The organism is Streptomyces sp. MMCC 100, assembly GCF_041538145.2.
In the GTDB taxonomy this organism is placed as follows: Bacteria; Actinomycetota; Actinomycetes; order Streptomycetales; family Streptomycetaceae; genus Streptomyces.
The window spans coordinates 6,353,340-6,366,082 of sequence record NZ_JBGORK020000001.1 but is presented as its reverse complement, the minus strand read 5'-3'; the positions used below and the strand labels follow the sequence as shown (position 1 = coordinate 6,366,082).

Annotated in this window: 11 protein-coding genes; 10 read left to right on the top strand and 1 reads right to left on the bottom strand. The window is 72.5% G+C overall.

Annotation, left to right across the window (positions count from 1 at the left end; genetic code table 11):
* Positions 1 to 267: 267 nt before the first annotated feature.
* The 10 genes from gatC (at position 268) to ABS735_RS29280 (ending at position 11,463) form a co-directional block, all read left to right on the top strand.
* Positions 268 to 564 carry an Asp-tRNA(Asn)/Glu-tRNA(Gln) amidotransferase subunit GatC gene (gatC, locus tag ABS735_RS29325; protein WP_003973500.1) on the top strand — a complete coding sequence of 99 codons (297 nt, stop codon included), beginning with the start codon at positions 268 to 270 and terminating at the stop codon, positions 562 to 564.
* A gap of 5 nt (positions 565 to 569) precedes the next feature.
* Positions 570 to 2,063 (top strand): Asp-tRNA(Asn)/Glu-tRNA(Gln) amidotransferase subunit GatA, encoded by a 1,494-nt coding sequence (gatA, locus tag ABS735_RS29320; RefSeq protein WP_373904460.1) that lies wholly within the window; start codon positions 570 to 572, stop codon positions 2,061 to 2,063.
* A complete protein-coding gene (locus ABS735_RS29315) occupies positions 2,060 to 2,299 on the top strand; it encodes a hypothetical protein (protein ID WP_166002421.1) in 240 nt (79 codons plus the stop codon). The genes gatA and ABS735_RS29315 overlap by 4 nt, the downstream gene beginning before the upstream one ends.
* A gap of 15 nt (positions 2,300 to 2,314) precedes the next feature.
* Positions 2,315 to 3,829, top strand: coding sequence for an Asp-tRNA(Asn)/Glu-tRNA(Gln) amidotransferase subunit GatB (gene gatB, locus ABS735_RS29310; RefSeq protein WP_373904459.1), 1,515 nt, complete (start codon positions 2,315 to 2,317; stop codon positions 3,827 to 3,829).
* Positions 3,830 to 4,069: 240 nt separating this feature from the next.
* Positions 4,070 to 6,316 (top strand): MMPL family transporter, encoded by a 2,247-nt coding sequence (locus ABS735_RS29305; RefSeq protein WP_373904458.1) that lies wholly within the window; start codon positions 4,070 to 4,072, stop codon positions 6,314 to 6,316.
* Positions 6,294 to 6,878, top strand: a complete 585-nt coding sequence (locus ABS735_RS29300) for a GNAT family N-acetyltransferase (RefSeq protein ID WP_373904457.1) — start codon at positions 6,294 to 6,296, stop codon at positions 6,876 to 6,878. The genes ABS735_RS29305 and ABS735_RS29300 overlap by 23 nt, the downstream gene beginning before the upstream one ends.
* A gap of 35 nt (positions 6,879 to 6,913) precedes the next feature.
* Entirely contained in the window at positions 6,914 to 7,516 is a 603-nt protein-coding gene (locus ABS735_RS29295; protein WP_373904456.1) for a hypothetical protein, read from the top strand.
* Positions 7,517 to 7,760: 244 nt separating this feature from the next.
* Entirely contained in the window at positions 7,761 to 7,946 is a 186-nt protein-coding gene (locus ABS735_RS29290) for a hypothetical protein (protein WP_373904455.1), read from the top strand.
* A gap of 104 nt (positions 7,947 to 8,050) precedes the next feature.
* Entirely contained in the window at positions 8,051 to 11,209 is a 3,159-nt protein-coding gene (locus tag ABS735_RS29285; RefSeq protein ID WP_373904454.1) for a helix-turn-helix transcriptional regulator, read from the top strand.
* Between the two features lie 38 nt (positions 11,210 to 11,247).
* Entirely contained in the window at positions 11,248 to 11,463 is a 216-nt protein-coding gene (locus ABS735_RS29280; RefSeq protein ID WP_373904453.1) for a DUF6191 domain-containing protein, read from the top strand.
* A 7-nt stretch (positions 11,464 to 11,470) separates the two neighbouring features.
* Here ABS735_RS29280 and ABS735_RS29275 read toward each other — a convergent pair whose 3' ends face one another.
* The gene (locus ABS735_RS29275; RefSeq protein WP_373904452.1) at positions 11,471 to 12,679 is read right to left on the bottom strand and encodes a PQQ-dependent sugar dehydrogenase; all 1,209 of its coding nucleotides are present in this window, start codon (positions 12,677 to 12,679) and stop codon (positions 11,471 to 11,473) included.
* Positions 12,680 to 12,743: the final 64 nt, after the last annotated feature.

The window sequence follows — 12,743 nt, the reverse complement described above, 5'->3', positions numbered from 1 at the left end:
GGCCCAGGGGGCCCCGACCGGATCCTGCCGCGGTCGTGGGCACCGTCGCCCTGGAGCCGGCCTGATCCGGACGACACCCCCTGGCGGCGCCGGCCTCCTCGTCCGGCGCCGCGCGGCGCCGCGGAGCCGCCCCGGGGGAAACCGTTTAACGGCCACGGGGCCCGGCCCCATAGGATTGGGCCAAACCGACTGGGCCGAATCGACCGGGACAAGCGCCTTGCCCCGCCCGATGTGCCCCGACCACACACTCACCCAGAGGAACGCTGCATGCCTGGCATCACGCGCGAGGAGGTCGCCCACCTCGCCCGGCTGGCGCGTCTGGAGCTGAAGCCCGAAGAGCTCGAGCACTTCGCGGGACAGCTGGACGACATCATCGGCGCGGTCGCCCGCGTCAGCGAGGTCGCCGACCAAGACGTACCGCCGACCTCGCACCCGCTCCCGCTGACGAACGTCATGCGGCCGGACGAGGTCCGTCCGTCGCTCACGCCCGAGCAGGCGCTCTCCGGCGCCCCGGCCCAGGAGCAGCAGCGTTTCAAGGTGCCGCAGATCCTGGGGGAGGAGTAACCGCCATGAGCGACATCATCAAGCTCACCGCGGCCGAGATCGCCGCGAAGATCGCCTCCGGCGAGCTGACCGCCGTCCAGGTCACCGAGGCCCACCTGGCCCGCATCGAGTCCGTCGACGAGAAGGTGCACGCCTTCCTGCACGTGGACCGCGAGGGCGCGCTGGCCCAGGCCCGCGAGGTCGACGCCAAGCGCGAGCGCGGCGAGAAGCTCGGCCCGCTGGCCGGCGTCCCTCTCGCGCTCAAGGACATCTTCACCACCGAGGGCATCCCCACCACCGTCGGCTCGAAGATCCTCGAGGGCTGGGTCCCGCCGTACGACGCGACCGTCACCAAGCGCCTGAAGGCCGCCGACGTCGTCATCCTCGGCAAGACCAACATGGACGAGTTCGCCATGGGGTCCTCCACCGAGAACAGCGCCTACGGCCCGACCGGCAACCCCTGGGACCTCACCAAGATCCCCGGCGGTTCCGGCGGCGGCTCCTCCGCCGCCCTCGCGGCCTTCCAGGCGCCGCTGGCCATCGGCACCGACACCGGTGGCTCCATCCGCCAGCCCGCGGCCGTCACCGGCACGGTCGGCGTCAAGCCGACGTACGGCGGCGTCTCCCGCTACGGCATGGTGGCCTTCTCCTCCTCCCTCGACCAGGGCGGCCCCTGCGCCCGCACGGTCCTGGACGCGGCCCTGCTGCACGAGGTGATCGCCGGGCACGACCCGATGGACTCCACCTCCATCGACGCCCCGGTCCCGGCCGTCGTCGAGGCCGCCCGCAACGGCAGCGTCGACGGCATGCGGGTCGGCGTAGTCAAGCAGTTCCGCGGCGAGGGCTACCAGGCCGGTGTCGTCCAGCGCTTCGACGAGTCCGTCGAGCTGCTGAAGTCGCTGGGCGCCGAGATCGTCGAGCTGGACTGCCCGTCCTTCGACCTCGCGCTCTCCGCGTACTACCTGATCGCGCCGTCCGAGTGCTCCTCCAACCTCGCCCGCTTCGACGGCCTGCGCTACGGCGCGCGCGTCGGTGACGACGGCACGCACTCCGCCGAGGAGGTCACCTCCCTGACCCGCGAGGCCGGCTTCGGCCCCGAGGTCAAGCGCCGCATCATGCTCGGCACGTACGCCCTGTCGAGCGGGTACTACGACGCGTACTACGGCAGCGCCCAGAAGGTCCGCACCCTCATCAAGCAGGAGTTCGAGCGGGCCTTCGAGCAGGTCGACGTGATCGTCTCCCCGACGACCCCGACCACCGCCTTCGCGATCGGCGAGCGCGCCGACGACCCGATGGCGATGTACCTGGCCGACCTGTGCACCATCCCCACCAACCTGGCGGGCAACGCGGCCATGTCGCTGCCCTGCGGCCTCGCGCCCGAGGACAACCTGCCGGTGGGTCTGCAGATCATCGCCCCCGCCATGAAGGACGACCGGCTCTACAAGGTCGGCGCCGCCGTCGAGGCCGCCTTCGTGGAAAAGTGGGGCCACCCGCTGCTGGAGGAGGCTCCGTCGCTGTGAGCAAGCTGTCGAAGGCCAAGGGCTTCAAGAAGTCCAAGAACGGCCTGTACCTGTCCATGGCCACCACCGCGTTCGGCGCGCTCAGCGTCGCCAAGCAGGCCAAGCTCGCCCGGGCCGAGAGCGACACGCTCCGCCTGGTCGACGCGGCCGTGTCCGCCGCCGCCATCGTCACCGGCCTCGCCATCCTCTACCGCGAGCTGAAGCGCCTCGGCGACGACGACGTCCTGCTGGGCTGAGAGGGAAGTTTCACCGTGACCACCACGACCGACCTGGTGTCGTACGAGGACGCACTCGCGTCGTACGACCCCGTCATGGGCCTCGAGGTCCATGTCGAACTCGGCACCCACACCAAGATGTTCTGCGGCTGTTCGACCGCGCTCGGTGCCGACCCCAACACCCAGACCTGCCCCGTCTGCCTCGGCATGCCCGGCGCGCTCCCGGTCGTCAACGCGACCGGCGTCGAGTCGGCCATCAAGATCGGTCTCGCGCTGAACTGCGAGATCGCCGAGTGGTGCCGCTTCGCCCGGAAGAACTACTTCTATCCGGACATGCCGAAGAACTTCCAGACCTCCCAGTACGACGAGCCGATCGCCTTCGACGGCTACCTCGACGTGCAGCTGGAGGACGGGGAGACCTTCCGCGTCCAGATCGAGCGCGCCCACATGGAGGAGGACACCGGCAAGTCGCTGCACGTCGGCGGCGCGACGGGCCGTATCCACGGCGCCTCGCACTCCCTGCTCGACTACAACCGCGCCGGCATCCCGCTCATCGAGATCGTCACCAAGCCGATCGAGGGAGCGGGCGAGCGCGCCCCCGAGGTCGCCCGCGCCTACGTGCGTGAACTGCGCGAACTCATCCGTGCCCTCGGCGTGTCCGAGGCCCGCATGGAGATGGGCCAGATGCGCTGCGACGTGAACCTGTCGCTGCGCCCGCACGGCCGGGAGAAGTTCGGCACCCGCAGCGAGACCAAGAACGTCAACTCGCTGCGCTCCGTCGAGCGTGCCGCCCGCTTCGAGATCCAGCGGCACGCCGCCGTGCTGAACGACGGCGGCACGATCATCCAGGAGACCCGCCACTTCCACGAGGACACGGGGTCCACCACCTCGGGCCGCGTGAAGGAGGAGGCCGAGGACTACCGGTACTTCCCGGAGCCCGACCTGGTGCCCGTGGCCCCCTCGCGCGAGTGGGTCGAGGAGATCCGGTCCGCCCTGCCCGAGCTGCCGCTGGTGCGCCGCAACCGGCTCCGCGAGGAGTGGGGCATCTCCGGCAACGACATGCAGTCCATCCTCAACGCCGGAGCCCTCGACCCGATCGTCGCCACGATCGACGCCGGTGCCGACGCGGCCTCCGCCCGCAAGTGGTGGATGGGCGAGCTGGCCCGCAGCGCCAACGAGTCGGGCAAGGCGCTCGACGAGCTGGCGATCACGCCGGTCCAGGTCGCCCGCGTCGCCGAACTGGTGACGAAGGGCGAGCTGAACGACAAGCTGGCCCGCCAGGTCATCCTCGGCGTCCTCGCCGGCGAGGGCACGCCGGACGAGGTCGTCGACAAGCGCGGCCTGAAGGTCGTCTCCGACGAGGGCGCGCTGACCGCCGCGGTCGACGACGCCATCGCCGGCAACCCGGGCGTCGCGGACAAGATCCGCGGCGGCAAGGTGGCCGCGGCCGGCGCCCTGGTGGGCGCGGTCATGAAGGCGACCCGGGGTCAGGCGGACGCGGCCCGCGTCAAGGAGCTGATCCTGGAGAAGCTGGGCGTCACCGAGGGCTGAGACCCGGTACACCACGAGCCCTGGGGGGACACGCCGACCGTGGCGCGTCCCCCCAGGGCCGTTGTTGTGAATAAGGCCACTAAGTCCGCAAAGGATCACTTCTGCCTGCAAGAGTGATTCCGCATTGCTCATGCGTTCTTTGCGGGCCGTTCACACCATGGACGACCGTTCCCGGTGTTCCCGGCTTTACGGGTGTTCCCGGTCAAAGATCCACAATCAGACACCCCTGGGAGCACGTTCGTGGCAGCCCTCGCACGCTGGTGTGTTCAACGTCGCCTCGTAGCCGTCCTGTTCTGGCTGCTCGCCTTCGGCGGCGTCGCCACGGCCGCCGTGGTCGCCGGCTCCGCGTACTCCAACGACTACGGCATCCCCGGCACCGGCTCCGACCGCGCCTCCCGGCTGCTCGAATCCCGCTTCCCCGACCTCGGTGGCGACAGCGACACGATCGTCTGGCACACCACGTCCGGCACCGTCCGCGCCGCCGACGTCGAACAGGCCATGACCCGCACCCTGGACCGCGTCGCGGACCTGCCCGGGGTGGCCGCGGTCACCAATCCGTACGACGACCCCGACTCGCCCCTGATCAGCGAGAACGCCGACACCGCATACGCCGTCGTCACCTTCGAGGACGCCTCCCAGGACATCGACGCGGGCCAGGCGCGGGCCGTGGTCGACACCGCCGAGGCGGCCGAGACCGACGGACTCCGCGTCGAACTGGGCGGCGGCGCCATAGCGCTCACCGAGTCCGGCGGCAGCCACCTCGCCGAGGCCGTCGGCGTGGCCGTGGCCGCGGTCGTCCTCTTCCTCGCCTTCGGTTCCGTCGCCGCGGCGCTGCTGCCCATCGCCACCGCGCTGGTCTCCGTCGGCACCGCCTACGCCGGCATCACCCTCCTCGGCCACGCCATGACCGTCGCCGACTTCGCGCCCATGCTGGGCACCCTCATCGGACTCGGCGTGGGCATCGACTACGCCCTGTTCATCGTCACCAGACACCGGCGCGGACTGAAGCGGGGCCTGTCCGTGGCGGAGGCCGCCGCCGACGCCGTGGCGACCACCGGACGCGCCGTCGTGTTCGCGGGTGCCACCGTTTGCATCGCCCTGCTGGGCATGCTGATCCTGCGGCTGAGCTTCCTCAACGGCGTCGCGGTCGCCGCCTCGCTGACCGTGATCCTCACCGTCGCGGCCTCCGTGACGCTGCTGCCGGCCCTGCTGTCGTACATCGGCCCGCGCGCTCTGAGCCGGCGCGAGCGACGCAGGCTCGCCGAGCACGGTCCCGAGCCCGAGGTGCCGACCGGGTTCGCCGCCCGCTGGTCGGCCTTCGTCGAGCGCCGGCCGAAGCTGCTCGGCGCCCTCGCCCTCGTCGTCATCACCGTCCTCGCCCTGCCCACCCTCGGCCTGCGCCTGGGCATCTCCGACCAGGGCAACGACCCCAAGGGCACCACCACCCGCCAGGCCTACGACCTCCTCGCCGACGGCTTCGGCCCCGGTGTCAACGGCCCGCTCACCCTGGTCACCGAGGTCCGCGGCGCCGAGGACCGCCTCGCCCTGGACAACCTCGACGCCACCCTGCGCACCACCGAGGGCGTCTCCTCGGTGACCCCGGTGATGTACAACTCCGGCGGCGACGCCGCCTACCTCACCGTCGTACCCGAGTCGGCACCGCAGTCCGAGGACACCAGCGACCTCGTCGAGCGGCTGCGTTCCGAGGTGCTGCCGCGTGCCGAGGCCGGTACCGCGCTCGACGTGCACGTGGGCGGTGTGACGGCCGGCTACGACGACTTCGCCGACGTCATCGTCGGCAAGCTGCCCCTCTTCGTCGGTGTCGTCATCGGCCTCGGCTGCCTGCTGCTCCTGCTGGCCTTCCGGTCCGTCGGCATCCCCCTCAAGGCCGCCGCCATGAACGTGGCCGCGGTGGCCGCCGCCTTCGGCGTGGTCGTGGCGATCTTCCAGTGGGGCTGGGGGAGCGAACTCCTCGGCCTCGGCAGCGCCGGACCGATCGAACCCTTCCTGCCCGTGATCATGGTCTCGGTGCTCTTCGGACTCTCCATGGACTACCAGGTCTTCCTGGTCAGCCGGATGTACGAGGAGTGGCTGGAGACCGGCGACAACCGCCGTGCCGTCCGGGTCGGACTGGCCGAGACCGGCCGCGTGATCAACTCCGCCGCCGTCATCATGATCTCGGTCTTCCTCGCCTTCGTCCTCAGCGGCGAGAGGGTGATCGCCATGTTCGGCATCGCGCTCGCCGCCGCCGTCGCCCTGGACGCCTTCGTCCTGCGCACCCTCCTGGTGCCCGCCCTGATGCACCTGCTCGGCCGGGCCAACTGGTGGCTGCCTCGCCGCCTGGACGCCCTCCTGCCGCGCATCAGCATCGAGCCGCCCGAGTGCCGGGCGGCCCATGAGAGGCTGGCCGCGGTGACGGACGCCGAAGTGGCGGACGTCCTTGCGGAGGAGGAACGGCAGCGGAATGTACGCGATACCACTGGGTGACGACGGAGCCGAACTGCGCCCCCTGGAGACCTGGCACGCCGAGGAGTTCCTGGCCCACCTGGACCGTGGCAGGGAGTTCATCACCGAGCACATCCCCTTCGGGGCGAAGGCCACCGACGTCGACTCCGCGCGCGAGGTCCTCCAGGCCTACGCCGACCGGCACGCCGCCGACACCGGCTTCCTGCACGGGCTGTGGCTGGACGGCAAGCTCGTCGGCGGCCTGCTCTACCGGGTCTTCGACGCCGCCACCGGCGTCTGCGAGATCGGCTGCTGGCTGGAGCCCGCCGGGACGGGCCGCGGCCTGGTCACCCGCGGCGCCCGCGTGCTGATCGACTGGGCCTTCGACGAGCGCGGCATGCACCGCGTGGAGTGGTACGCCTCGTCGGCGAACACCCCGAGTGTCAACGCCGCGCGGCGACTCGGCATGATGCGTGAGGGTCTGCTGCGCGAGAGCTTCCCCTACCTGGGCACGCGCCAGGACATGGAGGTGTGGGCCGTGCTCGCACCCGAGTGGCGTGCGGCACGTGAGGCACGCGCGCGTGCCGCTCAAACGGATCATTAAGGGACCTCTCAGACAGCGTCCGTACGGTGCGAGGCATGGGAACGAAGACAGTGGACGAGACCGGCGTGAAGACCGACGAGCACAGGACGGACGAGGCGACCGAGGCCGCCGAGACCGCTGAAACCACTGAGGTGGCCGAGAGCGCCGAGAAGGCCGAGACCGACGCCCCCGACGGCACCGACACGCCCATGGACGGCGACGTCACGGACAAGACCGACGGCACCGACGGGACCGAGGCCGGCCCGACCGGCGTAGGCCAGGGCGCGGGCGCCGTCGTCTCCGCCGGCCTGGGCATCGTCTCCCTGACCGGCAGCTGGGTCGGCACCGTGGCCTCCGCGCGCGAGTCGCTGATGGGCCAGCTGGAGACGTCCTCGTCGTCGAACGTCGGCACGCTGATCGAGAAGGGCTACGGCAACGCCTGGCAGGCCACCGCGATGTGGGGCGGCGTCTTCGCCCTGGTCGCGCTGATCGTCGGCGTCGTCGTGCTGGCCCGCCCCGCGTTCGGCGCGCCCGGCCGCCCGCAGGCCCCGTGGATCAAGTCGGTCGCCTGGGCGGGCGTCGCCCTCGGCGTCATCGGCCTGCTCCTGGCCGTCCTGAAGTACACGGACGTCCTGCTGGGACTGCCCTCCACCGGCTGACCAGGCATTTTCGAGGGGTCTTAGGGCAACCGCACGCCTATGGCGCGCGCCCTAAGACCCCTCACGCACGTCTAAGGCCCCACGCGGCGCCGAAGATGCGGAACTTACCCGATGTGGCCCACCCCCTGGGAGACGAAGGTTGAGGCATCGCAAGCGAGCAGCAAGCAGCAAGCAGCGAGCGAGCGAGGCCCGACCGGGAAGCCGAAAACGGCTCACCGACGACCGAGGGACCGAGGGACACACCATGTACGAGTACGAGATCCAGCAGTACCGCTCCGCCGAGCTGATGCGCCGCGCCGACGAGGCCCGGCTGGCCCGCGAGGTGATCCGGGCCCGCCGCGCCGCCCGCCGCCAGGCCCGGCACGGCGGCGCCGAGGCGGAGAGCCATACGCCGCGGCAGCGCCGGCCCTGGTTCGCCCGGGTCGCGTGAACGGGGGAGCCGGGGAGGGAGGCCGCACGGCCTCCCTCCCCGCCGTCGTTCCCGTCACCGTCCACCTGCCGAAAACCGGTGACCCGCTGTCGTACCCGCGTGCGATGCTCGGGTCCGTGGAGACCAGGTCCGTCAGTCCCGTGTTCGTCGGCCGTACCGGCGAACTGGACACGTTGAACGACGCGCTCGCCCGCGCCGGCGGCGACGCCGCCCGGGCGTCCGCCGCCGGGGGAGAGCCGCAGGCCCTGCTGCTCGGCGGCGAGGCCGGCGTCGGCAAGACCCGCCTCGTCGAGGAGTTCGCCGACGCCGCGAGCCGGCGGGGCGCCGTCGTCGCACTGGGCGGCTGCGTCGAGATCGGTGCCGACGGGCTGCCCTTCGCGCCCTTCTCCACCGCCCTGCGCGCCCTGCGCCGTCACCTGCCCGAAGAGCTGGCCGCCGCGGCCGCCGGGCAGGAGGAGGAGCTGGCCCGGCTGCTGCCCGAACTGGGCGAGGGCGCCCCGGTCACCGGCGGCGGCCGGCACGACGAGGAGAGCATGGCGCGGCTCTTCGAACTCACCGCCCGCCTGCTGGAGCGCGTCGCAGCCCGGCACACCGTCGTCCTCGTCCTGGAGGACCTGCACTGGGCCGACGCCTCCACCCGCCACCTGATCGCCTACCTCTTCCGCACCCTGCGCACCGGCCGCCTCGTCGTCCTCGCCACCTACCGCTCCGACGACATCCACCGCCGCCACCCGCTGCGCCCCCTGCTCGCCGAGCTCGACCGGCTGCGCACCGTCCGCCGACTCGAACTCGGCCGCTTCACCCGCGACGAGGTGGGCCGCCAGATCGCCGGGATCCTCGCCCACGAGCCCGACCCGCTCCAGGTCGACGCGATCTTCGAACGTTCCGACGGCAACGCCTTCTTCGTCGAGGAACTCGCCGTCGCCGCCCACGAGGGCAGCCGCACCGGCCTCACCGACTCCCTGCGCGACCTGCTCCTGGTCCGCGTCGAAGCCCTGCCGGAGAGCGCCCAGCGGGTGGCCCGGATCGTCGCCGAGGGCGGCTCCACCGTCGAGTACCGGCTGCTCGCCGCCGTCGCCCGGCTCGCCGAGGACGACCTCATCGAGGCGCTGCGCTCCGCGGTGAACGCCAACATCCTGCTCCCCGCGCCCGAGGGCGACGGCTACCGCTTCCGCCACTCCCTGGTCCGCGAGGCCGTCGGCGACGACCTGCTCCCCGGCGAACGCTCCCGCCTCAACCGGCGCTACGCCGAGGCCCTGGACGCCGATCCCACGCTGGTGCCGGCCGCCGAGCGCGTGATGCGCCTGGCCAGCTACTGGTACCACGCCCACGACCCGGCCAAGGCCCTGCCGGCCGTCCTGGACGCCTCCGTCGAGGCCCGCCGCCGGCACGCCTACTCCGAGCAGTTGCGGTTGCTGGAGCGCGCGATGGAGCTGTGGGACTCCGCCCCCGACGACGTACGCGCCACCCTGCGCCCCGTCGACTGCACCGAGGCCTACCCTCCCCCACTGCCTGAACGGCGTGGGGGGACCCCCAGCGGCTGCGACCCCGCCACCACACCCCTGCGCTACCTGGACCTGATGGCCGAGGCGGCCGTCGCCGGGCGGCTGTGCGGGGAGCGGGAGCGCGCCATGAAGATCACCAAGCGGGCGCTGCGCCTGCTGGAGGACGAGCAGGACTCGGTCGCCGGGGCGGGCGCGAGCGGCCGGGACCCGCAGCGCGCCGCCTGGTTCTGGACCCAGCGCTCGCTGCTGGTCCAGGCGCAGGGCCGCGGCGACGGCTGGCGGGAGCTGGGCATCGCCCAGGAACTGGTCCGCGGCCTGCCGCCCTCCCAGGTGCACGCCGAGGTGCTGGCCATGTCCGCCAACTGGTCGATGCTCCACTGCCCCGGCCCCGACGCGATGACCGCGGCCGAACGGGCCGTCGAGTACGCGCGCATGGTGGGCGCCGAGGAGATCGAGCTCAACGCCCGGCTCACCCTCGGCGGCCTGATGGTGGACGCGGGGCAGATCGACGCGGGACTGGCCGAGATGTTCCAGGTCAGAGACCTGGTGGTGGCGCAGGACCGGTCCACCGTGGTGGCCCGCAGCCACGTCAACCTGCCCTCCGTCCTGGAAAGCGTCGGCCGCTCGCGGGACGCGCTCGGCATCCTGCGCGAGGGCGTCGACCTCACCCGGCGGATGGGCCTGCTGGAGCCCGAGGCCTGGGTCTGGGGCAACCTCGCCGAGTCGCTCATCTCCCTGGGCCGCTGGGACGAGGCCCTCGAAGCGGCGGACCGGGCCGGAGCACCGGGCCGCAGCCCCGCACCACGCGGTGGCGCCGCACTCAAACGCGCCGCCGTCGCCCTCGCCCGCGGCGAACAGGCCGAGGCCGCCCGGCTGCTCGCCGAGGCCCGCGCCGTCTACGGCACCCACGACCCCATGCCGCAGTACCAACTGCCGCTGGCCGCCCTCACCGTCGGCATCGCCGCGGCCGAGGGCCGCCTCCCGGACGCCCGCGCCGAACTCGTCCGCGTCCTGGACGGGGGCTTCCCGCCCGGCACCCAGCGCTACGGCTGGCCCCTGTTGCTGTCCGCCGCCGCGGCGGAGGCCGACGCGCGCGCCCTGCCGGCCGCCGAAGAGGGCCGCGCCGCCATCCTCGAGCGCCTCGCCGAGGCCGCGAAGCACCTGACGACGGGCGCCCCGGTGTGGGTCGCCCACGAGCGGTGGGTCCGGGCCGAACTCCACCGCGCCCGGGGCCGCGACACCCCGCAGCTCTGGTCGGAGGCGGTCACCGCCTTCGAATGCCTGGAGCGCCCCTACGACCTCGCCCGCGTCCGGCACCGGCTGGCCGGCGCCCTCCTGGCGACCGGCGGCGAGGACGAGCGCGCCCGCGCCACGGAGCTGCTGCGCCTGGCCCGCACCGTCGCCGACCACCTCGGCGCGCGCCCCCTGTCCGACGCCGTCGCCCGGCTCGGCCGGCGCGCCCGCCTCACCCTCGGCCGCGCCACCGAACCGGCCCCCGGGTCCGCGCCCCCGCCCGCCGACCCGGCCGACGCCCTCGGCCTCACCGGCCGGGAGCGCGACGTGCTGCGGCTGGTCTCCGAGGGCCGCACCAACCGCCAGATAGCCGAGGAACTCTTCATCTCGCCCAAGACGGCCAGCGTCCACGTGTCCAACATCCTGGCCAAGCTCGGCGTCTCCGGCCGCGGCGAGGCGGCGGCGGTGGCCCACCGGCTGGCGCTGTTCCCCGCCGACCGGCTCACGGCCCGTTCGACGGAGTGAGGCTTACGCTGTAAGGGACGCCGACCGACGGAGGCACGATGTTCAACGCATTCGAGGAACTGTTCTCCCCCGGCCGCAAACACACCCGCGACGAGCAGAACCGCCTCGAACTGACCCGCGAGGACATAGGCGACGGCGACCCCGGTCACGGCCCGATAGACCTCAGCTCGGGCAAGGTCGTCGTCCACCCGCCGCGTTCCGACGAGGAGGAGGCCCGGCAGGCCCCGCAGGCGCCGCCTCCGGGGGACGAGTAGGCGGCGCCTACTTCACCTCCAGCTCCAGGATCCGGTCGTCGTCGCCCTTCGCGTCGCCGCGGCCGTCCGTGTTGCTGGTCACCAGCCACAGCTTGTCGCCGCCGGCCGGGGCCACCGTGCGCAGCCGGCCGTACTCGCCCTCCAGGAAGGCCTGCGGGTCGGCCGCGGCCTCCGTGCCCTTGAGCGGGATCCGCCACAGCCGCTCACCGCGCAGCCCCGCCATCCACACGGAGCCCTCGGCGTAGGCGATGCCGCTGGGGGAGGCCTCGTCGGTGCTCCACTGCGCGACCGGATCGTGGAACTTGGAGCCCCCGCCCTTGCCCTCCGCCTCGGGCCAGCCGTAGTTGTCACCCGGCTTGATCGCGTTCAGCTCGTCCCAGGTGTCCTGACCGAACTCCGAGGCGAACAGCCGCTGCTTGCCGTCCCAGGCCAGCCCCTGCACGTTCCGGTGGCCGTACGAGTACACGGGGGAGTCGGGGAAGGGGTTGCCGGGCGCCGGTTCGCCGTCCGGTGTCATCCGCAGGATCTTGCCGCCGAGGGACTTCCTGTCCTGCGACAGGCCCGTGTCACCGCTCTCGCCGGTGCCCGCGTAGAGCATCTTGTCGGGGCCGAACGCGATCCGCCCGCCGTTGTGGATCACACCCTTGGGGATGCCCCGGAAGACCGTGTCCGGCGCGCCGAGCTGCTCGCCCGACGGCTTCTTCTCGTCGTACAGCATGCGCACGATGCGGTTGTCGGAGGCCGAGGTGAAGTACGCGTAGATCATGTGGTCCGAGGCGTAGTCGGGGGAGAGGGCGATGCCGAGGAGGCCGCCCTCGCCGGACGCGGACACCCCGGGCACCTCGCCCAGCTCCGTCTTCTCGCCCGTCTTCGCGTCGACGCGTGTGACCGTGGCCTCGTCGCGGGAGGAGACCAGCAGGTCACCGCCCGGCAGCGGGGCCAGACCCCAGGGGCTGTTCAGCCCGGTGGCGACCGTACGGAGCACCTTCACGGAGCCCTTCGCGGGCGGTGCCTCCTCGGTGGGCGATCCCGGGGGCGAGGACTGCGCCGCCGTACTGGTGGGGGAGGTGCTGCCGTCCGCGCCCGACGGGGCCGTACCGTCGGAGGAGTCGGAGGAGCAGCCGGCCGTCAGCAGGAGAGCGGCGGTCAGCACGGCCGGCACGGCTCGACGTTGCACGATCTTGGTCCCTTCGACGCGGCGGGTTCTCCCTGTCATACACCGCTGGAGCTGTCCAGGTTCCCGATCGCCGAATCCCGAATCCGGCAGAGAGCCGGGCGGC